The organism is Paenibacillus sp. MCAF9, from assembly GCF_052114265.1.
In the GTDB taxonomy this organism is placed as follows: Bacteria; Bacillota; Bacilli; order Paenibacillales; family Paenibacillaceae; genus Pristimantibacillus.
This window is the reverse complement of the sequence record NZ_JBFREL010000008.1, coordinates 86,076-107,705: the sequence shown is the minus strand read 5'-3', so window position 1 is coordinate 107,705 and position 21,630 is coordinate 86,076. Positions and strand designations below refer to the sequence as shown.

At 46.5% G+C, this 21,630-nt stretch carries 17 protein-coding genes; 15 read left to right on the top strand and 2 right to left on the bottom strand.

From position 1 onward, the window contains the following. Positions 1 to 130 precede the first annotated feature (130 nt). Positions 131 to 1,642 carry an MFS transporter gene (locus AB4Z45_RS16020; RefSeq protein ID WP_441910324.1) on the bottom strand — a complete coding sequence of 504 codons (1,512 nt, stop codon included), beginning with the start codon at positions 1,640 to 1,642 and terminating at the stop codon, positions 131 to 133. Between the two features lie 158 nt (positions 1,643 to 1,800). Between AB4Z45_RS16020 and AB4Z45_RS16015 the strand changes: the two genes are divergently transcribed. The 7 genes from AB4Z45_RS16015 (at position 1,801) to AB4Z45_RS15985 (ending at position 6,269) form a co-directional block, all read left to right on the top strand. Beyond that, positions 1,801 to 2,622: a MerR family transcriptional regulator gene (locus AB4Z45_RS16015; protein ID WP_441910323.1), complete on the top strand. Its 822-nt coding sequence runs from the start codon at positions 1,801 to 1,803 to the stop codon at positions 2,620 to 2,622. A 139-nt stretch (positions 2,623 to 2,761) separates the two neighbouring features. After that, positions 2,762 to 2,968 carry a hypothetical protein gene (locus tag AB4Z45_RS16010; protein ID WP_441910322.1) on the top strand — a complete coding sequence of 69 codons (207 nt, stop codon included), beginning with the start codon at positions 2,762 to 2,764 and terminating at the stop codon, positions 2,966 to 2,968. A 133-nt stretch (positions 2,969 to 3,101) separates the two neighbouring features. Further along, positions 3,102 to 3,629 carry a GNAT family N-acetyltransferase gene (locus AB4Z45_RS16005; RefSeq protein WP_441910321.1) on the top strand — a complete coding sequence of 176 codons (528 nt, stop codon included), beginning with the start codon at positions 3,102 to 3,104 and terminating at the stop codon, positions 3,627 to 3,629. A 310-nt stretch (positions 3,630 to 3,939) separates the two neighbouring features. Further along, the gene (locus AB4Z45_RS16000; protein ID WP_441910320.1) at positions 3,940 to 4,434 is read left to right on the top strand and encodes a sigma-70 family RNA polymerase sigma factor; all 495 of its coding nucleotides are present in this window, start codon (positions 3,940 to 3,942) and stop codon (positions 4,432 to 4,434) included. Between the two features lie 5 nt (positions 4,435 to 4,439). After that, positions 4,440 to 5,678, top strand: a complete 1,239-nt coding sequence (locus AB4Z45_RS15995) for an anti sigma factor C-terminal domain-containing protein (RefSeq protein ID WP_441910319.1) — start codon at positions 4,440 to 4,442, stop codon at positions 5,676 to 5,678. 207 nt (positions 5,679 to 5,885) lie between these two features. Beyond that, positions 5,886 to 6,047, top strand: coding sequence for a DNA methyltransferase (locus AB4Z45_RS15990; RefSeq protein WP_441910391.1), 162 nt, complete (start codon positions 5,886 to 5,888; stop codon positions 6,045 to 6,047). A 12-nt stretch (positions 6,048 to 6,059) separates the two neighbouring features. Next, on the top strand, positions 6,060 to 6,269 hold the full coding sequence (locus tag AB4Z45_RS15985; RefSeq protein WP_441910318.1) for a hypothetical protein: 210 nt from the start codon (positions 6,060 to 6,062) through the stop codon (positions 6,267 to 6,269). A 35-nt stretch (positions 6,270 to 6,304) separates the two neighbouring features. On the opposite strand, the gene AB4Z45_RS15980 is transcribed toward AB4Z45_RS15985, so the two are convergent. Continuing rightward, entirely contained in the window at positions 6,305 to 6,511 is a 207-nt protein-coding gene (locus AB4Z45_RS15980) for a YuzF family protein (protein WP_441910317.1), read from the bottom strand. A gap of 820 nt (positions 6,512 to 7,331) precedes the next feature. Between AB4Z45_RS15980 and AB4Z45_RS15975 the strand changes: the two genes are divergently transcribed. From AB4Z45_RS15975 to AB4Z45_RS15940, 8 genes are all read left to right on the top strand, one after another. Continuing rightward, positions 7,332 to 11,558, top strand: coding sequence for an FG-GAP-like repeat-containing protein (locus tag AB4Z45_RS15975; protein ID WP_441910316.1), 4,227 nt, complete (start codon positions 7,332 to 7,334; stop codon positions 11,556 to 11,558). Between the two features lie 507 nt (positions 11,559 to 12,065). After that, a complete protein-coding gene (locus tag AB4Z45_RS15970; protein ID WP_441910315.1) occupies positions 12,066 to 12,776 on the top strand; it encodes a metallophosphoesterase family protein in 711 nt (236 codons plus the stop codon). A 282-nt stretch (positions 12,777 to 13,058) separates the two neighbouring features. Beyond that, positions 13,059 to 14,240, top strand: a complete 1,182-nt coding sequence (locus tag AB4Z45_RS15965) for a polysaccharide lyase 6 family protein (protein WP_441910314.1) — start codon at positions 13,059 to 13,061, stop codon at positions 14,238 to 14,240. Positions 14,241 to 14,261: 21 nt separating this feature from the next. Further along, entirely contained in the window at positions 14,262 to 16,616 is a 2,355-nt protein-coding gene (locus AB4Z45_RS15960) for an AraC family transcriptional regulator (protein ID WP_441910313.1), read from the top strand. Positions 16,617 to 16,788: 172 nt separating this feature from the next. Beyond that, entirely contained in the window at positions 16,789 to 18,459 is a 1,671-nt protein-coding gene (locus AB4Z45_RS15955) for an extracellular solute-binding protein (RefSeq protein WP_441910312.1), read from the top strand. A gap of 102 nt (positions 18,460 to 18,561) precedes the next feature. Continuing rightward, the gene (locus tag AB4Z45_RS15950; RefSeq protein ID WP_076267706.1) at positions 18,562 to 19,515 is read left to right on the top strand and encodes an ABC transporter permease; all 954 of its coding nucleotides are present in this window, start codon (positions 18,562 to 18,564) and stop codon (positions 19,513 to 19,515) included. Positions 19,516 to 19,527: 12 nt separating this feature from the next. After that, positions 19,528 to 20,403, top strand: a complete 876-nt coding sequence (locus AB4Z45_RS15945; RefSeq protein ID WP_441910311.1) for a carbohydrate ABC transporter permease — start codon at positions 19,528 to 19,530, stop codon at positions 20,401 to 20,403. A 21-nt stretch (positions 20,404 to 20,424) separates the two neighbouring features. Further along, a complete protein-coding gene (locus tag AB4Z45_RS15940) occupies positions 20,425 to 21,555 on the top strand; it encodes a glycoside hydrolase family 88 protein (protein WP_441910310.1) in 1,131 nt (376 codons plus the stop codon). The last annotated feature ends 75 nt before the right edge of the window (positions 21,556 to 21,630 follow it).

Below are 21,630 nucleotides of genomic sequence, written 5' to 3'. Positions count from 1 at the left end.
TGCATAACCAAGGTTCGCCATCAGCATGTGAAACCCCGACCTTAAGAGGTCGGGGTTTTTGTTTGTAGGAATGGAATGTATCTTTAATTGCTCCGCAATATAATCTCTTCAAACCTCTTTATTCAGTACTTTAATGATTGTGTTGAACGTTTACTGAATGACTTTGTTTCGATCGATTTCCTATCCATAATATAACTAATGAGGTTATTGCAAAAAATACGGATAACCCCAGAAGTATGACGAAAAAGGATTGATCAAAAGCTAAGCGCCCAGCCGCTTTCAACGCTTCGGATGCCTGAACAGGCAACCCATCGGCAACCAGCAGCGCTTCGTCCAGGCTGTCTTTTACATTGGCAGGAACCTGAAGTCCCTCGGGGATATTCATAGCGAGCGTATACACTAGACCAGAAATGCTTCCGATGATTGCAATTCCGGACGCCCCTCCGACTTCATAGGCCACTTCCTCAATTGAAGCCGCCATCCCCGCTTTTTCAGGCGGTGCATAACTCATGATCGAGTGAGAAGCTGCCGTCATTCCTGCTCCCAAGCCTGCTCCGAGGAGTGCTAGTCCGATCATTTGTCCAGCAATGCCGGAATTAAATTGAAAGACATAAATCATCGTTCCCAAAGCGGCAGTTAGAAGAGCGAGGCCTTTGATATATATCACATTATAGCGATGCAATATCTTTCCGATCAGTGGACCTGCAATAAGAGCCGCCGCCGGTACGCTTAGCGTGATCAGACCCGCTTGCAGCGGACTCATTTCTACCACTAGTTGAAGTCGCTGAGTCACAATATACTGAACCCCGAGCTGTCCAAATAGACCGACTAAAGCAGTAATACATCCTGTCATAAAAGGAGATATTTTAAAGAGCGACAGGTCGAGCATCGGGTTTGGGCTTTTGAGCTGACGACGAATAAAAATAATCATTGCCGCGATCCCGATAACGGAGGCGATAGCAGCAAGCATGGGGGACCCTTCGCGCTTTGCAAATTCTTTAATAGCAAAAACAATCGCCACCATGGAAATCATGATCTGAATGGAGCCGGTAAGATCCCACTTCGTATTCTTATTGCCTTCATGCTTCGGAACATATACCAGTGTCAAAACAAACGCTAAGATCGCGATTGGAACGTTGATCAAAAAGGCGGCACCCCACCAAAAATGCTCCATAAGCAGTCCGCCTACAAGGGGACCAATTCCTGCCCCTCCAGAAGCAATGGAACCCCAAATGCCGATCGCAAGTCCGAGCTCACGCGGGTCGGTAAATGTGACTCTGATGATGGATAATGTAGCAGGCATCATCATGGATGCCCCAACAGCAAGGAGTACCCGTCCTACGACCAATACAGACGGAGTTGGAGCAAAAGCCGCTAGGAGAGAAGTTGCCGTAAATACGAGCAATCCAAGGGCGAATATTTTTTTATGGCCGTAACGATCTCCTAGTGCTCCCATCGCCGGGAGCAGACCTGCCATAACAAGCGAATAACCGTTCAGAATCCATAATTTTTCCGATGCCGAAGCACCTAGGTCGTAAGTTAAGCTTGGCATAGCCGTATAAAGAATCGTCGCATCCATTACAATGAGCAAAAGTGCGCTTGAAACGACAGCCAGAACGATCCAACGATTGATACTGTTCATCTTGCTTTTCCCTCCATGTCATACAAAGCTAGAAACCTTCTGGACTTAACTCTAAACTACAGGGTTACCCTATTGTCAAAGCCAATTTCATTAGGTAAAATTTAGCGATAATCCATTTATCGGTTAATAAGATTTTTAGACTCGGAGGAATATTCAACATGTCCGATATTAACGGTCGTTATCTCACGATCAGCAAACTGGCGAGCATAAGCGGGGTTACAAAGCATACCCTTCTTCACTATGACGAGATCGGGCTTTTGAAGCCTGAATTTATACATGTAAATGGATACCGCTATTATTCTCATCGCCAATCCTATATTTTGGATATTATTAATGTGCTTAAGAAGGCTGGGAGTTCTCTTCACGAAATCAAAGGTTTTATCCAGAACAGGAACACTTCGAGTCTCATCGAGCTGTTTAATCAAAAGCATCGTGAATTGGAAGCAGAGCTGCTTCGAATCAAACGGATGCAGGATATTTTGCAAAATGCCATTCAAATGACGAAGACATCGATGGAGACGTTGCGGGACAATCCTTCTATAGAAGAATGTGAAATGGAGTATTTAATCGCGACGCCGCTCGAAAAAGGGGACGAAGAGGAATTTGCTGTTAAGTTAAGTGAACATCGCAATTATTGTGAAAAACATTTTATCAATCACGAATTTCCGATCTGGGCGCTTATAAGCAAAGAAAGTTATGAATCCAGCACCTTTTCTTGGAGCCATGTAGCAAATAGGATTAAAGCGCCGATTTTGGGAGACAGAATGCTTATCAAGCCCAAGGGCTTTTATGCGGTTATGGACCATAAAGGTTCTTACGAAAGCATTTCAGAGGCTTGCTCCATTATAAAAAAATACATTGAGCGCAAAGGAATGAAAGTATGCGGGAATGTGTACGTAATGGATTTGATCAACTACTTTTCAGAGATGGATTCGGATAGCTATGTTGTTCGGGTCTCCGTTGAAGTTACTGATTATTGAACATGCTTTCGAGTATTACGGCTAGGACTTCTGTATGATTTGTATAATAGTTAATTTGATATAAAATAATGTAGGCTAACGTTCGTTGAAGGAAAGTTATTTATATTGTCGAACTGCTTTAAATGAGGAGGGCGGCTCAATGCGTATCGATGATTTTATTGGACATGTAGTCATTGTAGAGTTAGACTCAACAGTTACCTATGAGGGTGTTCTTCACGATGTTAAAGATCCAGAATTCACTGATTATGTAAAAGTAATGAATGCACAAAGTACGGATTGGTTGCCGAGGCAAGAAATTTATAAAATTGTTCCCGTTTATCCAAAACGCTTTGTCTCTGAGGAATGACATTAGAATGCAAATAATAAGCCATTTTAGCAATGTTAACGGGGCTAAGATGGCTTTTTTATATCTAGATTCATTGCTGCAAGTTCAAGTTGGAATAGTCATTTTTAACAATATTGCGAGGAGATTGAACTACTTGAGTAATTTAGACTATTTTTACGAAAGCAATCGATTAAAATACCGGAGAATCGATTTAGAGGATTACAAGGAGCTTGCAGAAATGCTTACCGATCCAGAAGTAATGTGTGCATGGGAACACACATTTACAAGTGAACAGATAATAGAATGGATATATCGGCAACTGGATTATTATGAGCAGGATGGAGTTGGTTATTTTGTAGCTATATCCAAAGAAACGAGTGAGTTTATTGGGCAGATCGGACTACATTATAGTGATTTCGAAGGGAAGCGCGTACTGGAAGTATGTTATATGCTAAAGAAACGTTTCTGGAATTTAGGATATGCGTTGGAAGGTTCTAAGGCTTGGATTAGTTATGCGAAGGAACAATTGGGGGCAAATGAGATATATGCGTTCGTACGTTCCACAAACTTACCATCTGTTCGAGTGGCAGAAAGAGCGGGTATGAAAGTTGATAAATCATTTATTAAACATTACAACGATAAGGATATGGAACATCTCGTTTTATCAATAAAACTGAACTAAGTCGGAGGCACAGCATAATGAATCAAATAAAAATAGCGAGTAGACCTCATTGGTTTACTCGCTATTTTTATATTGAGGATATCCAATTGTTTACTTATTGATTTTAAGGTGCTGTGCTATTATTCAAAATAAACGTAAAGAGATCATTAAGAATTGGATCTTATTGCTGAAATTAAACTTTTTTGACTGTAGGACAATTTCTTAACATTTGATGATCGTATAAATATATTCTTCTGGACGACTTCCTTTTTTTTGACTGTAAACTGTAACTTTAGTTCGTCTGATTCGTGTTTAGGGCAGGGGGGAGAAAATGAAGGGAAACCATCTGGATGATATTTACCAGCTTTATGTGCAGGATGTCTATCGCTACTTGCGCTCCCTCTGCTACGACCATCATACGGCAGAAGATTTGATGCAGGAGACCTTTTACCGGGCATATCTTTATTTGGAAAATTGTCAAGACGAGAAGATCAAGCCATGGTTATTCCGGGTTGCCTATAATGCTTATGTGGATTACAAGCGCAAGGAGAGCCGCACAACACTGCAGACCCCTGATTATTTTCAGCGCCTTGCAGATCATCATACCCCGGAGGATGAGCTGTTGCGTCAGGAGCGTTGGCACGAAATCGGGCGGTCTTTATCCGGATTGCCGGAAAATCAGCAGCAGGCGATGCTGCTCATTGATTTTAACCAGCTCACGTATCAGGAGGCTGCAGACATTATGGATATCCGATTATCACATGTGAAGATTTTGCTGTTTCGAGCACGGCAAGCGGTACGGGGACAGGGTAGAAAGGGGGAGTGATCAGAATGAGTGAGGATTTCAAACGGAAGTTACAGGATTATGCTGAAGGCAAGCTCACTGATGAAGAGCGTGAGGAAGTAGAGCATGAAATGGAGAAGATGGAGGTTTATCAAGCATATTTGGAGGAAGTTGTCACACAGTCAGACCAGGAGCATTCCCGTGAGGGGGAGGATGGACAGAGGATGCGTAATCGCATACCTTCATTGAAAGAAGCCGTTATTATCCGACGTGGCAAATGGAAGGCTCGGGTGATGAATGTCTTTACGGTACTATCCGTCCTACTAGTGCTGACTGTGATTAGTATGATTATTACTGGTGTATTTTACGGGAGCGGCACGCCGGACCGGATGAAGGCTTACCGGGATGTTGTGGAGTCAGCAGTCGCTGTTTCCCACCCCAATCTGAAGGTCAATATGAATGGAACAGGCAATGCTTTTTTTACAATGGACTTTACAGGTAAGCTGAATAAGAGAGTTGGTGACGAAGAGATTGCTGTAGCAGATTTTTCGATGCGGTTTCTGTTGAATCTAGCCTCGGCTCCGCAGATTACTTGGCAGGGAAACATTATAGGGGGCAATAGTATTTTCTATCATCCCGATTATAAACCAGCAAATCAAAGCGAACAGCAGGAGACTAACCGCCGGGAAGAGGAGCGCTTTAACCATAATGAGTGGGTAAAGCTCGAGAAGCTCCCAGAGGGAACTGTGGCAGAAGCTTATCTATCATTGGATCGGTTATTCTCGACAGATGAGCTATTAAAGCAATTCGAGCATAGGAACATGGAGCCAGTCTGGTTCGCGGTGGATACCGGTCTTGATCCGAAGCAAGTGGATAGCGGTGGAGCCGTTACAAATCCAGTGGGTTTTCCTTACTATCCGATCTGGCAATCTGATGATTTGACGGTGGACTTCTACTCGGAAGAAAAGACAGGGTGGTTCGGAAAAGTGGTGTCCAGTGGAGGATCTTATCCATCGCTCGAATCCTATGGAGACGGGGAAAAGAGGAATGGCTACTTTAAGAAAACCTTATACATGCTACAGAAAAATAAAGGTATTTCAACCAAAGTAGCTCCTTTTCTACAGTTAGATCACACAATCGATTATGTGGAAAAGAATGGTGTAAGGCTGTATGGAGCTGTTATTACCGGCCCGGTCAAAGAGCTGCTAATGCTGCGTGAGGAGCCGTGGGTCAGAGATATAAGGGTTGGTGAAGTACAGCTATGGAACTGGCAATCGCGCGAGTAGGGTAGAAGATGTTAAAAAAGCAAGAAAGGAGAAGAACAATGAACATCATCCAGTATCGTGAAGACGATCATTATGGGATGATATGAAGCTATAGGAATCTAACAAAAAACTGAAGGCTCTGCCGGGGAGTAAATACCTGAGGCAGAGCCTTTGTGCTTCGTAAGCTTAGTTTACAGCTGTTAACATAAATCGCTTGATTTCAGAGCAATTAAGTTTGGGGGATCGGGAACCACATTAAAGGTCGCGCTGGAAAACAACAGGGAATGCACAATTATAGAGCTAGGCGAGCAGTATGTCGAGATTGCAGAGCGCCGGATTGCGACGGTCCAACCAAAGCTGCAGTTCGAAGGAAAAAACTTAGTATTTTAGGAGGCGCCCAGCTTGTTTAGAATAACTACCACGCATTGGAAATGGACGGCGGTAACAGAAGCCAAATGGCAGCAGCGCAATGTTAATCCGCGGCGCGCCGACCAGATTCTTATGGAGCGCGATCGTGACGGTGAATGGGTTAATCGGAAGATAGTCCCGCTGAGCTGGGTGGAAAAGGTTTATGTGCAAGAGGCGGAGGTTGAACAAATAAATCTAATTTGAGGGATTGAGGAAGAGGGAGTAAATCCCCTTTTTAATTAATCGGGCATGATCCAAACGATCTGAGCAATCCTAATAAAAAAATCCTTATTGCGTCCTTTTAAAACGACGTGATCTGGTTTTACGGCTTTAATGGTACCCTCTATGGACCCTTGGGTAGTTTCAATTACCACAAACTTACCTACTATGGTCTGTAATGTCTCATAGACAAATGGATCGTAGCTATAAATGGGTTGTAATTCCATTTTTCATCACTCCTCTAATTTAACTTCATGTGATTATATGGGCAGGGTGATTTGTTTATGACGAATACATACCAATAACTGCGCAGTCCGACGAGACTATGAAACATAATGAATAATAAAGAAAGAATGGGTAAAGTTCGTTGAACACCTTATAGCCGCGAGGAATAACGGCTTTCTGATGATGCTTGTGATGATGAGTTAGTAGGAGCTGGGAGACTCATGGTTCGTTGTTGGATGGCGCGAGGATATATGATAAGCGATAAAACAGGTTGGCTAGTGCGAGGCCATCCTCTCCAGCTACCGAATGGATTAGACCGAAATCCTTTGAATAAATGAGTTGGCCGCTGGTTAGGGGGCAAATGATGCAGTTCTGACTGATATCCCCCCTTTTGGGAATTATAGCATGATCTGCACGATTGATAGAAGTGAATCTAAGTCAGGATTGAGTATTAACTATTAGAAAAACAATTTAATGATAGTGTAGCATCCGAAGATAGTAAGTCCTAAAGCGATTAATTTAAATGCTGGCTTTAATTTGTAAAAGAACATGACGGCACCCTTTCATTATATGAATGGAATTATCTTAAGAGTAACACGGATTTTAACTTGGTTTCAATTGCCGTAAACCTTATTGAATACGATTGAATCTATCGAAGCGCGGGAAACCATTCAAATCTATGCGCTTCGCATTCGGGGAGCTTTGCCTGCCGATTTCAATCTGCGAAAGTTGAGTTATCTGTAAAACTTTAAAAATGGATTACAAATGGATGTAATTGGATGTATTATTATAGCAGTAATTGTCGAAAAGAGGAGTGAAATAATGAGATTTTTAACAAAAGGGACTCTGCCATACAAACTGCTGCCGCTTGTGCTGTGTTTGTCATTGCTGGTCGTACCCGTGCAAGGTTATGCAGCAGCGCCGGTGTTCCAAGATAAGGTTCAATATTATAATGGCAGCAATATCTACAAAGTAGAGAACTCGGATGTCAACGGAGACGGTAAAGAAGATTTACTTGTCCTGGATCTAGGAAGCAATAAAGTTTCGGTACTCTTAGGCATTGGTGATGGTACTTTCCAAGGCCAGAAGGATGTGAGTGTCAGGGGGAATCCTCGGGGGATTGCAGTAGCCGACTTCAATGGCGATGGGAATCTGGATATCGTAGTTACCAGTGCTAATGATAATATGATAAGTATTTTGCTGGGATCTGGAGACGGCAATTTCCAGCTATTCGACTCCATTGCGGTCGGCAACTGGCCGGAGGACGTACTTGCAACGGATTTGAATGGTGATGGCAAGGTAGATATCGTTACTGCCAACCATGCTTCCAATACATTGTCGATTCTGCAAGGTGTTGGGGATGGGACTTTTGTAGCGCAAACATCGCTATCGGTAGGGATATACCCAAGAAGTATAGTGGCAGCTGATTTTAATGGTGATGGCAGGGTGGACCTTGCAGCTGCTAATAGTGGTTCGAATACGATAAGTATTCTGCTCAATAGCGGGACAGAAAGCGGAATTGCGTTTAACTCGATCTCAAATTACGGGACCGGCATATCTCCTCTGGCTCTACATGCTGCTGATTTCAACTCGGATGGCAAGATGGACGTTGCTCTAGCTGCCAATGGTGACCATAGCGTAAATGTGTTTCTTGGTCAAGGAGATGGGACATTCGGATCGTACTCATCCTATTATTTAGGCTATTACCCTCTGAATCTTACATTAGGAGATTTCGATGGAGACGAATTGCTTGATATCGCTGGTGGTGTGCAAGATGGTAATCTTGCGATTTTATTCGGCAATAGAGATGGAACCTTTCAATCGGTATGGAGCTACCCATATGGGTCATTTACTGCTAGATTGACTTCGGGTAATTTCAACGGTGATAACAAAGCGGATATTGCTACTGCTAATACCAATAAAATTTTGGTTATGAACAGCGTATTGGAGCTAACGGCTCCTACCAATATAACGCTTTCTAGCGCTCAGATTGTTGAGAATAATGCTGTAGGCTTAGCGGTGGGGACACTTAGTGCTACGGATAGTAATAAGGGAGAAAGCTTTACTTATAGTCTAGTTAGTGGTTCGGGTGATTCGGATAATAGCAGCTTCGAGATTTCAGGCAATACGCTGTTAGCGTCTGCGAGCTTTGATTATGAAGAGCAGTCTTCCTACAGCATTCGCATAAGAGTAACGGATTCAGCAGGACTTGCATTTGAGAAAAGCTTTACTATTGTAGTTGGGGACGAGAATGAAGCTCCAATAGATATAACTCTTTCGGGTTCGAGCATATCCGAGAATGCTGCGGCCGGAACAACTGTAGGTGTTTTAAGTGCAAAAGATCCTGATGCAGGTGAGAGCTTCACCTATACTCTAGTAAGCGGAGCTGGCAGCACGGATAACAGCAGCTTTCAAATAGTGAACGATCAGCTGCTGACCTATGCTGTTTTTGATTATGAAGCTAAAAACAGCTATGAGATTCGAGTGAGAGTGACAGATAATGGAACACCTGCGCTTAGCTACGAGAAGACTTTTACGATAACGGTAACAGATGTCAATGAAGCGCCAACAGATCTGATTCTGTCTTCAACAACGATAGACGAGAATGAGCCTATTGGCACCACGATAGGGTTCTTCAGCGCCTTAGATAAGGATAAAGACGAGACGCTGACGTACGAACTTGTCAGTGGGGCGGGAGATACGGATAACGCTAGCTTTATGCTCGATGAAGCGGAGCTTAAGCTTAATACGGGCTTGAATTACAAGACTCAATCGAGCTACAGTATTCGTGCTTCGGTGAAGGATTCAGCAGGCCACACTTTGGAGCAGGAATTCATCATTTCAATCAATGATGTGAATGAGGCCCCTGTTGGAGAGCTTCATATTCAGAGCGAAGCTGAAATCATTGGCACGAGGAATATTACCTTGCAGCTGACTGCGTCTGATCCTGATGGTGATGCACTGGATATGCGTTTCTCTAACGACAGTGTGACCTGGGGAGCCTGGGAGCCTTTCGCAGCTGCAAAGGCATGGACACTTTCTGCACCGGATGGCGACAAGACGGTATATATGCAGCTTCGTGATGAGCAGGGCTTGATCAGCACAACGTATGAAGCAAGCATTAAGCTGGATACAACCGCACCAACAGGTACAATTGTTATTCAGAATGGAGATGATCTATCCAGACATAAGCAGATCGTATTGACGGTTAAGACAGAAGATGCAGGCGGAATCGGTGGCGTTCAAGCGAGATTCTCCAATGACCAGACCAACTGGAGTGAATGGGAAGCCGCTCAATCGTCTTCCTACAGCAAGGACTGGATGCTAAAGGATGGCAAAGGAACGAAGTCCGTGTACATGCAGCTAAAAGATGCTATAGATAATACCAGTATGAGCTTGTCCGATACGATTGATTATAAGTCATTGCCTAAGCTGTCCGATGTAACGCTCTCAGTTGATAATGCGGATATTGTAATGTTGTCTGGAGCTGACTTCCAGTACAGTAATGAAGATGGAAGTGCATTGCAGAGTATTATATTCATTACCCTTCCGGACTCGGGAACGCTCAAGCTCGATGGCACTGCTGTTATTGCAGGCCAGTCGGTTGACATGACAGATATTTCGAAGCTGACCTATACACCAAGAAGCGGATGGAAAGGGACAACCACTCTGGAGTGGAATGGCAGCGATGGAGAGGTTGATGCTGAATCTAGTGCTCATATAACGTTTACGGTGACAGGAAGCACGGGTTCAGGCTCGAGCTCCGGCTCTGGATCGACACCTGTTCAACCGAGTACGAAGAACGTTACAATAATCATCAACGGGATTGCATATGAGCAGTTTGCTACAGCAAGTACGACAACTGCGAGTAATAATCGTACACAAACGACGATTACGCTGGATGACAATAAACTGCTGGCGATACTCAAAACGATTCCTAACCTATCGACCATTACGATTCCCTTCCTAGAAGAGATAGATCAGGTTTCGCTTAAGCTAAGCGGATCGATCGCTGCAAACCTGAACTTACAAGGTATTACCGTACAGTTGGAGACAGCAACAGCTTCGTATAGTATTCCGGGGAGGGAGCTCGATGGATTATCCTCGAAATTTGGCGAAGTATCGGAGCTGAAGGATTTCACGATTAACTTTACAATTACGAGCCTATCGCCTGATTCTCCTGAAGCAGCTTTCCAGAAGAAAAAAGATGGCAATATTGTTTTTGTTTCTCCGGCGATAGATTTTCAATTGACGGCCAGCTATAACGGCAAGACGGTAGAAATCAAGCAGTTCAATGGATACGTCGAGAGAAGGATTGCCATTCCAGCAGGCATTCTATTGGACAAAATCACGACTGGTGTTGTGGTGAAATCAGATGGAACCCTCGCACATGTGCCGACGAAGATAGTAGAACAAAATGGTCATTATTACGCTGTGATCAACAGCTTAAGAAACAGCATCTACTCCGTCATTTATAACGATAAGTCGTTTATAGATGTCGCAGGCCATTGGTCGAAAGACATTGTTGAGGAGATGGGAGCCAGACTTATCGTTGGCGGTGTTGATGATACGCATTTCGAACCGAATACCGCGATTACTCGAGCAGAATTTACAGCTATCATCGTTCGGGCGCTAGGGCTTAGGGAAGCGAATCAATCAGCAGCTTTCACCGATGTGCTAGCTAATGGTTGGTATTATACGTCAGTTGCAATTGCTCAACAGTATGGCTTGATTCAAGGTTACAGCGGATCGGAGTTCGGACCGAACCAATCAATTACCCGTCAGGAAGCGATGGTCATCGTACAACGGGCACTGAAGCTGGCGGGACTAGAGCTGGATTTGTCGAAAGAGGACATAGATGCGCAATTGCTAGGCTTTAAAGATTCTTCTAGCGTTGCTGAGTGGGCGAAAGCAGCTGCCGCTTTGTCTATAAAGCTGGGAATTATTGAAGGCAGTGCAGAACTTGCTAGTCCTGAGCGATCAATTACTCGGGCGGAGACGGCAGTCATTATGAACAGAATGCTCGCTGCCGCAGACTTGATTAAATAAACCTGTTGGAATAATAAAAGAATAAGACCTTACTAGTACATTTTATGTCATTGCCCCTAATGAAACGTTATCCGTCCAGAGCAGAAACAGGATAGCGGCTTCTTAGGGGCTTTTGTGTGGTCATTTACTATAGGAATGGTCAAAGTTGTATCAAACGAGGCTGTAAAGACAGGTTTTTTATATTATGAGTGATAGCTGTTCATATCGAGCTTCATACCTTCATGCTCGTGGATTAAATAATGCAAGGCAAGCAACTTTTTTAAAATTTGATGTCCATTCCAGAAATTGCAGATAGGAAGTCGAAATATATGAGGGCTGTTTTAGCTTTTGACGATTTATCAAAGTTGCATCTTTATATATAAAGGAAGGAGAGTACGCTCGACAAATGGGAGAACACTTAGATCCGAATGCGGGAGCGGAACCGTTTCATGCCAGGCGATACAGTGCGCGGGCGGAAGTGGTGACGGTACTGCTGGAAATTTTGAATTTTTGGGAGTTGAACTGATTATGAAAGCATTGATTATTTCGGATATTCACAGCAACGTCTATGCATTGGAATCGATCCGCAAGGCAGAACAAGGCTGTGACCTGATTTATTGCGCGGGAGATCTCGTAGACTATGGGCCTTTCCCGCGGGAAGTTATCGAATGGGTGCATAAGAACGATGCGATTTGCGTTCGCGGCAACCACGACGACATTATTATCGACCTATACCGAAACGGCAATAGAGGTCAGGATGTTGGGGAGGATGGGATCAAGTGGGCACATTGCAATGCAAGGCTGCTCGGTGAAGCCGAAATTTCCTTCCTAGAAAGCATACCAGTCTGTCGCACATTCGAAATGGATGGCTATCGTTACACGATGCAGCATCTGTACGACAACTATTTGACGATTGACAGCTTGCCCAAGTACAACGCTTTCTGGGCGGAACGCAGCGGCCAGGCAACTGGAACCGCAGGAGATCGCCGCATTATTTTCGGACATACGCATCGCAGATGCATTCATTATTTGAGCGACGCCAGTTTGTGGCTAAATCCGGGAAGCGTGTCCTACCGCCGTCGCGACGATCCGTCGAAAGAAGCGCACTATTTCACGATTACAGATGGCAAAATTGCAATGAAAAGTCTTGTCTATGACCGCACACCCCTGCTTGAAGCAGCACAAAAGTTGCTGTTGAAGGAAGAAGAGATGAAGGTTGCATACTTTTTTTTCGGTTAAGCGGGCTGGTAAACAGGCAACTACAAAGGGGGCGTATCTACGATTTGATATCGGGATACGTCCTTTCTTATGTTTTGTCCACCGGCAGGTTGCGATTTACAGGTTGCAAGGCGATTATTTTAGCTATTTTTGAGCCTCAGTTTACTTTTTTATGATTGTTTCATTTTTTTACACTATGGCATGGGAAACGTATCTTTCATAATAGAAGTTGTGAAGTTGCTGATATGATCCTGCAGAGGCTGCGGATCATATCAGCCTATTTTATAGGAAGCAGGTGGGAAGATGACTACTATTTATTGGGTGTCGAGCAGCGACGAGTTGGCGGCAGCCATGGGCCGGGCAGAACCTGGTTCCACGATCTTGCTCGCAGACGGCGTTTATGAGCGGAATGAAGACTATATCATTGAAGGCAAAGTGGGATCGGACACCGCCATATTAAGCATCCGTGCCGTTAATAAAGGAAAAGCGACGATAGCTGGCGAATCAAGTATACGCATCTTGAACTCTGCTTATGTAGAGGTATGGGGGCTGCTATTCCAGGTCGAGAAGCGCGAATCTATCATTCTGGACGGTTCGCGGCATGTGAGGATTGCGCGGAATAGATTTGAGCCGCGACAGGTTGGGGCGGAGTATAGCCTGCTGTCTGTGGTGGGAAGCGGCAGCGGCTGGAACCGGATCGAACGCAACGAGTTCGGGCCAAAGGCCGACCTTGGACCGCTCGTCATATTTGATGGCGATGGGGAACAAATTTCGCAGCATGATGTTATCGAATATAATTATTTTCATCATATAGGTCCACGAGTCGTCAACGGGCTTGAAGCGATCCGGCTTGGCTTGTCCGGAATCTCTCTCTCGAACGGTTATATTACTATTCAACACAATCTGTTTGAAAATTGCGACGGAGAGCCCGAGATTATTTCGGTAAAAAGCTGCTATAATACAATTCGGTACAACACATTCCAAAACTCCGCCGGCCAAGTGACAGCGCGGCACGGACATGGAAACCGTTTTCATAACAATGTGTTTATCGGTGATGGCATGAAGGAAGAGATGGGCGGGTTTCGCATTTACGGCAACGACCATCACATTTTTGATAATTATATGGAAAACTTAACGTTGGATACGCTGCTCATTGACGGCGGTAACTACGACGGGGGTCCGGGCGGCTATCCGGAGGCGCCGACGCAGCAGGAACTGAGGAAACATTGGCGCGTCTATCGCGCGCATGTCGTGAATAATACGATTGTGAATTGTCGTCATGGCGTTACGCTCGGCAAGCGGATTCCTTATGCGCCTGAGAATTGTGTAATCGCTTACAACCGTGTATGCGGCAAGGAGCAACAGGCCATATATGAATACCAGCCGTCTCCGGCGGTATGTATAAACAATCAGAAAGCGGATGTCGAGGATATTCGTTGTCCGGCCATTCTAACAAGAATTGACGTCGGTCCCGACTCCGACTAAAGCTAACATGGAGGAGAACCTATGGCCCAAACTCGAAACCGGTGGACGATCTATCTGAAGCAGCTCCGGCACAAAAACCGCAGCGTATTTCTGACCTGGATGCTTTCATACATCTCGGTGCTGCTCGTGCCCATTCTGATCAGCGGCGTTATATACGGCGCGACGCTGAACGTTGTAAAGGCCGAAATCAACCGCGCCAACCAATCCATTCTTGTTCAGATGGAGCAAGCCATAGATAGCCAGTTCAAAGGAATCGAGAGCCTAAGCCTCGAGGTAAGCCTCAACAGGCGAATCGCATCATTTATTTCTGCCGATCCCATTTTGTCTGATTCAGATCACTACGAAATATACCAAATCGCCAATGATTTGCGCGTATATGAAATCGCTAACGATTTTCTTGAAGGCATTTATATTTACTACAAAAATAGCGATACGGTCATCGCCCGCAACAACCGTATGAACATCGAAGCGTTATACGACCATATCCGCCTTGAAGAGCAAATGCCGTTCCAGTCGTTTCAAAAATATTTTGACCAATGGTACATTAAAGGCTACCACTCGGTTGTTGTGTCTGAAGAGAATGAGTGGAGGCCTACGGTCATGTATGCCCAAAATGCGACATCAACGATCATGAATCAGCCGGGAGCTGTCTTGCTATTCATGATTGACCGGAGCAAGCTGCTGGAGCAAGCGTCGGTGCCTGAGGAAGGCACAATCTTTATTCTAGATGAAGACAACCGATTCATTGCGTCTACAGGCGAGTCGCTGGCGGAACCTGCTCTACACTACAGCGATATGCCGGAAGAATCAGGGCAACTGGAGATCGAAACTTCCGGCAGCAAGCTGGTTGCATCCTATACAACCTCCTCCATTACGGGATGGAAATATGTGATGACGCTTCCGGCGGGCGTATACCACCAGAAGATGAACGTAGTAGAGCAATTGACGATCGCAAGCATCTTGCTTTGCCTTATTATTGGCGGAGGCGTGACGTATTGGCTGCTCAAGCGGAACTACCTGCCGATTCATGCGCTCATTCAGAGCTTGTCGTTCAAGGCTGGTGTGGCATTCGATCGCGGCTCTAATGAATACTCCTTTCTGGAGCAGGCGCTGAGCAGCACCTTCCATGAGAAGGAGGAGCTTCATAACAAGCTGAATCAGCATAACAATACACTCAGATCGCATTTCCTGCAGCGGTTGCTGAAAGGGCAGCTCGACAGTCATATCCCGCTGCACGAATCATTCTCAGCCTATGACCTGCGCTTCCCGCTTGGCGGATTTTCTGTTATCTTGCTGCGCATTGAGCATTTCGGCAAGTTCCATCGGAAGGATGAGGATCAGGTACATAACAAGCGGTTGCTGCACTTCTTGATCGCCAATGTGGTCGAGGAGGTTGCGCGAAAGTCCGTCAACGCCTATGCGGTAGAGCTGGACCAGGAGCTGCTCGCCTGCATCGTCAACCATCAGCTTGTTTCGCCGGAGGAGCAGCGGGGGGAGCTGGAGCACATCGCGGAAGAAACGATGTCGTTCATCGCAAGTCATGCCGATGTCCAGTTGACCGCTGCCATCAGTGCTCAGCAGGAGGGCGAATATGGCATTTTCCAGGCGTTTCAGGAAGCGGTCGAGGCGATGGAATACCGTATCATTGCAGGCAGCGGGGGCATTATTCATTATGCGGACCTGAGCGGCAGCGACAACCAGGGGGCTGCTCCTGGTGGTTATTTTTATCCTCTCAAGGCCGAGCAGCAATTGATCGTTATGGTTCGCGAAGGCCAGCTCGAAAAGGCGAAAACGTTCGTCGGGGAGATTGTTCAGAAAAATGTTACGACAGAGCCGTATCCTTTCCATACAGCGAAATGTCTCATGTTCGATCTGATGGCTACGCTGCAAAAAGTAATCGGAGAAATCCGCATCGCGGGCAAGCCGGATATGCCTGACGGAGTGCGCGCCATCGAACGCCTGATGCAATGCCAGACGGTTGGGGAGATGCGCAGCCAGCTATACGATATGCTGGAGCTTTTGTGCGGCTACGTTAATAATAACCGCGAATACTGCAGCAATCCGCTAATCGATAAGGTCATGAAATATGTTAACGAGTATTACCAAGACGAGAACCTGAACATTTCGATGATTGGGGAAGCCTTCTCCATGACGCCGTCGTATGTTTCCAAGCTGTTTAAGGATCTTGCGGGCGAATCTCTGCTCGACTATATTAACAAGACGCGGCTGGCGCAGGCCAAATTACTGCTTACCAGTGAGAAATATAATGTCAGCGAAATATCGCTGATGGTCGGTTACAACGATGTGAATACCTTTCACCGGATATTCAAAAAATTCGAAGGCATTACGCCCGGGCGCTACAGGGAAGTTGAGTAGCTCTCGGGCTTTTTTTCAAGAAAAAGCGGTTAACTTGCGGTTTTGCTACCTTCATTTTTGAGAAATTGCAGTATATTTGAGGTTTTGACAATGGTTTGTAGCACTGGATTAGCATTACGATGAAAGCGTATTCACACCAACATATTCGATACGAAAAGAACGGAGGGGCACAATGGCGAAAAATCGCAACGGCAAGATGCACAAAGGGCTGCAGCTTACACTGGGGATCACAATGGTACTTTCATTGTTGTTAACCGCATGCACGAGTAATGGGGGCTCCGGCAACAAGGACAAGACAGAGCCAGTTCAAAGCGCCGTCAGCAATACGGGCGGCAATGACGAAAGCAAAGGCAACGAGGGAGCGAATAAGCCGGTTTATCCGCTGGATACCAAAGATACGTTCTCGTACTGGGCTCCAATCAACGGAAACCTGATTACTTTTACAACGAATCTGGCGGAAGCGCCAATCGGGAAGGCGATTGCAGAAGCTACCGGCGTGAAAGTAACCTACATCCACCCGACCGATGGTCAAGCGGAAGAGCAGTTTAATTTGTTGCTAGCTTCCAGCAAGCTGCCGGATGTGCTGGAGTACGACTGGAGCATCTATCCAGGTGGGCCAGAAAAGGCGATTGCAGACGGGGTTATCGTACCGCTCAACGATTTGATCGATAAATATGCGCCTAATCTAAAGAAGATGCTGGAAGCTGATCCGGATCTGGATAAAATGGTGAAAACCGACAGCGGCCAATATTACGCCTTCCCGATGGTGCGCAACTCGGAAGGCGTAGTCTTCCGCGGACCAATGCTTCGTAAAGACTGGCTGGATGAGCTGGGGCTGCAATTGCCTGTAACGATAGATGATTGGCATAAGGTTCTGACGGCGTTCAAAGAGAAAAAAGGCGCCGCAGCACCGCTTACGGCACTATACGCGAACAAAATGAATTTACAGGATGCGTTTTTCGGCGCATACAAAACGTCGCACGGCTTCTATATTGACGATCAGGGCAAAGTGAAATACGGTCCGTTAGATCCGCAATACAAGGATGTTTTGACGTTGTTCCGCCAGTGGTATTCCGAAGGGCTGATTGATAAAGACTTCCCAATCGTCGAGCGCAACACGCTGGATAAGCGGTTTCTGAACGGCGAGTCCGGCGCAACGGTTTACCTGCTGGGCGGCGGCATGGGCAAATGGCTGGAGTCCGGCAAAGCACAAAATCCGGATTTTAATCTCGCAGCGGCTCCTTATCCGGTATTGAAAGCAGGCGAAAAACCATTCACCGGACAGCGCGATTTCAAATATAACCCGAAAGCAAGCGCGGCTGTGACGACATCAGCGAAAGACCTGGAAACGATCGTAAAATGGCTGGATTTCGCATTTAGCGAGCAAGGAACCTTAATGTACAACTTCGGCGTTGAAGGCGAAAGCTACACGATGGACAACGGCGTCCCGAAATTTACCGATATGATCGTGAAAAACGAAAAGTACACTTCGCAGCAGATGCTGGCGCAATATACGGTTCCGAATGGCCCGTTCCCGATGCATGAGCAAAAAACGACCAACACGTTTCCGCAACAGGACGAGGCGGTCAAGGTTTGGTCGGAGACCGACGCGGAGAAACATATTTTGCCCGCGTTCATTACGCCTACTGTAGATGAGAGCAAGAAGGTAGCGCAGACGATGACGGCAATCAACACGTATTTGGAAGAAATGTTTATCAAATTTTTAATGGGCAACGAACCGCTCGACAAGTTCGACAGCTTCGTGAAGCAGCTGGAAGATATGGGCATTCGCGATGTAATCGACATCTATCAAGGTGCCTTGGAACGCTACAACAAAAGATAACTCCATGTATCGTCTTGCGGCAGGCTGCAGGCCGCCGTGGGGACAGGGGGTGGTGCAACCATCCCCTGCCGATGATTCTGCATGTGGACAGGAGGAGTATAGATGGCTCAGTTGAAGCTGGGACGCAGCAAAGTCGCGCATGCCGGGCGTCTGCCGCTTAATATCGCGAAAGACATAGTTAAGAACAAGTATTTGTACATCATGCTTACTCCTGTTTTGGCATATTTCATTATTTTTCAATATTTCCCGATGTACGGTGCGATTATTGCGTTCAAGGATTTTAATCCCAGGCTTGGAATTGGGGGCAGCGCGTGGGCAGGGCTGGAGCATTTCAGAGACTTTTTTGGCGGAATGTATTTTTGGCGGGTGTTTAAAAACACTCTGATGATAAGCTTGTACGATCTCGTTTTTGGTTTTCCCGCTCCGCTTATTCTCGCCTTGCTGCTTAATGAGGTGAAAAATGCGCTGTTCAAGCGTTCGGTTCAGACGATCACTTATTTGCCGCATTTTATTTCGCTTGTCATTATTTGCGGCATGATCAAGGATTTTACGAGCAGTGACGGCGTCATTAACGATATTATCGCATTTTTCGGCGGCGAGCGGATCACGATGCTGCTGGAGCCGTCTTTTTTCCGGACGATCTTCGTTTCCTCGAATATCTGGCAGCATGTAGGCTGGGGTACAATTATTTATTTGGCCGCGCTGTCTGCGATCGATCCCGAGCAATATGAAGCTTGCAAGATCGATGGCGGTGGACGCTGGAAGCAGATGCTTAATGTTACTCTACCGGGGCTGTTGCCCGTCTTCGTTATTTTGCTCATCCTGGACATTGGCCGAATTATGAGCGTTGGCTTCGAGAAAGTTATTCTGCTGTACAACCCGACCACTTATGTGACAGCGGATGTCATTTCCTCGTATGTGTACCGAGTCGGGCTTCAAGATTTTCAATTCAGTTTCAGCTCAGCAGTCGGATTGTTCAACTCCGTGATTAACTTCGCGCTCGTTATCGGCTCCAACTGGATAAGCCGGAAGTTGAACAATACGGGCTTGTGGTAGAGGAGGGTTCGCATGCGAGTAAGCTTGGGTGAACATATATTCAGGGTTTGCAATACGCTGTTTTTGTCCGTGCTCATGATTGCAACAATGTACCCCATTCTGTACGTGGCATTTGCTTCGTTCAGCGAACCGGCGCTGATGATGGCGCATAAGGGTATTCTTTGGAAGCCGCTGGGCTTCTCGCTTGAAACATACGGGGCTGTATTCAGCAACCCGATGATTCTGCTCGGCTACCGCAACACGCTATTTATTGTCATTGTAGGCGTGGCTCTCAATTTGCTGCTCACTTCCTTCGCCGCATACGCCTTGTCCAGAAAAACGCTGCAATATCGCAAGCAGCTTACACTCTTTATCGTGTTTACGATGTTTTTCAGCGGTGGATTAATTCCGTTCTACTTGCTGGTTAGAGGACTGGGCATTACGAACTCACTGTGGGCGCTGATCCTGCCTACCGCAATAAGCGCGTTTAACCTCATTATTATGCGGACTTCGTTCGAGGCGGTGCCGGATGCGCTGGAAGAGTCGGCCAAGATCGATGGCGCCAACGACTTTGTCATTCTGTTCCGCATCTTCCTGCCGTTATGCAAGCCCGTGCTTGCAGTGTTGGGCTTGTATTACGGAGTAAGCCACTGGAACTCGTGGTTTAATGCCATGATCTTCCTTCAGGATCGGTCGATGTATCCGTTGCAGTTAATCCTGCGAGAAATATTGATTATCGGCGAGGCGAGCGCCATGGCGGAGGGAGCATCCCAGGATGAGATCATCATACTCGGCGAGACATTGAAATACGCCACGATTATGGTAGCTACCCTTCCGATTTTTCTGGTATACCCGTTATTGCAAAAATATTTCGTGAAAGGCGCCTTGATCGGTGCCATCAAAGGTTAGGATAAGGAGTGGAATTTTGAAATGAGCAATGAAAATGTGAAGCTGAAACCATCCGAGCTGTCGGATTGGTGGGATAAAGTGAAGATTAAAGTTGATCATATGATCGAAGCGGGCTGGACAGAAGCGCCGCATGTTTCGGCAGCGGGCAAATATGACCAGATCAAAGTGGATCAGTGGATTTCGGGCTTTTGGCCGGGCATTCTGTGGATTCTGTACGATATGACCGGAGAGCGGCGTTATCGGGAGGAAGCAGAGCCTTGGGATGAACGCATGGAACAATGTTACTTGCGGGACAACCATTTCCACCACGATGTTGGCTTTCAGTTTCTGCCGACATCGGTTATCCGCTACAAGCTGACCGGCGACCAGGACGCACGGCGGCGCGGGCTGTTCGCCGCCAATTATTTGGCAGGCCGGTACAACCCGGTCGGGCAGTTTATTAGAGCGTGGCCTCGCAACCAGACGGGATGGTCGATCATCGATTCGATGATGAATTTGCCGCTTCTGTTCTGGGCGAGCGAAGAAAGCGATGATCCGCGCTTCAAGCATATTGCGGTTGCTCATGCAGATATGGTGCTTCGCTCGTTTATCCGAGACGATGGCTCGGTGCATCATATCGTAATCTTCGATCCGGAGACGGGCGAAGTAGAGCGTTATGACGGCGGACAGGGCTTCGCGCCGCAATCGTCCTGGTCGCGTGGCCAAGCTTGGGCGCTCTACGGGATGAGCTGCTCATACCGCTATACGGGTGAAGCGCGTTACTTGAATGCGGCGAAGCGGGTGGCGCATTATTTCATCAGCGCCTTGGCAGAAGACGATGTGCCGCATTGGGATTTCCGTGCGGCGGCCGACTTGACGGACGAGCCGCGCGACACCTCGGCGGCAAGCTGTGCGGCATCTGGACTGATTGATATCGCGTCGCAGGTGCCTCCTGAGGAAGCCGCTTTATATCAGCGCGCGGCCATGCGCATTCTGCGCTCGTTGTCGAACAACTACAGTACGTTCGACCAGCCGGAGTATGAAGGCATTCTGCTCGGTGCAACCGGGCATAAGCCAGTCAATAGCAACATCAACGTATCGCTGATTTACGGCGATTACTATTATATTGAAGCTTTGGCGAAGAGCAAAGGCTGGAGCCAGCACATTTTTTAAGCAGGATCAAGAGCCGTAATCACGAAGCCGGGAGGACAGGAAGCACCTCCCGGCTTCCGTATTCTTGAGAGGAGG

Excerpts from the sequence above, each read along its gene's own strand:
- AB4Z45_RS16020 (WP_441910324.1), bottom strand. The coding sequence starts at position 1,642 with ATGAACAGTATCAATCGTTGGATCGTTCTGGCTGTCGTTTCAAGCGCA.
- AB4Z45_RS16015 (WP_441910323.1), top strand. The coding sequence starts at position 1,801 with ATGTCCGATATTAACGGTCGTTATCTCACGATCAGCAAACTGGCGAGC.
- AB4Z45_RS16010 (WP_441910322.1), top strand. The coding sequence starts at position 2,762 with ATGCGTATCGATGATTTTATTGGACATGTAGTCATTGTAGAGTTAGAC.
- AB4Z45_RS16000 (WP_441910320.1), top strand. The coding sequence starts at position 3,940 with ATGAAGGGAAACCATCTGGATGATATTTACCAGCTTTATGTGCAGGAT.
- AB4Z45_RS15995 (WP_441910319.1), top strand. The coding sequence starts at position 4,440 with ATGAGTGAGGATTTCAAACGGAAGTTACAGGATTATGCTGAAGGCAAG.
- AB4Z45_RS15980 (WP_441910317.1), bottom strand. The coding sequence starts at position 6,511 with ATGGAATTACAACCCATTTATAGCTACGATCCATTTGTCTATGAGACA.
- AB4Z45_RS15975 (WP_441910316.1), top strand. The coding sequence starts at position 7,332 with ATGAGATTTTTAACAAAAGGGACTCTGCCATACAAACTGCTGCCGCTT.
- AB4Z45_RS15970 (WP_441910315.1), top strand. The coding sequence starts at position 12,066 with ATGAAAGCATTGATTATTTCGGATATTCACAGCAACGTCTATGCATTG.
- AB4Z45_RS15965 (WP_441910314.1), top strand. The coding sequence starts at position 13,059 with ATGACTACTATTTATTGGGTGTCGAGCAGCGACGAGTTGGCGGCAGCC.
- AB4Z45_RS15960 (WP_441910313.1), top strand. The coding sequence starts at position 14,262 with ATGGCCCAAACTCGAAACCGGTGGACGATCTATCTGAAGCAGCTCCGG.
- AB4Z45_RS15955 (WP_441910312.1), top strand. The coding sequence starts at position 16,789 with ATGGCGAAAAATCGCAACGGCAAGATGCACAAAGGGCTGCAGCTTACA.
- AB4Z45_RS15950 (WP_076267706.1), top strand. The coding sequence starts at position 18,562 with ATGGCTCAGTTGAAGCTGGGACGCAGCAAAGTCGCGCATGCCGGGCGT.
- AB4Z45_RS15945 (WP_441910311.1), top strand. The coding sequence starts at position 19,528 with ATGCGAGTAAGCTTGGGTGAACATATATTCAGGGTTTGCAATACGCTG.
- AB4Z45_RS15940 (WP_441910310.1), top strand. The coding sequence starts at position 20,425 with ATGAGCAATGAAAATGTGAAGCTGAAACCATCCGAGCTGTCGGATTGG.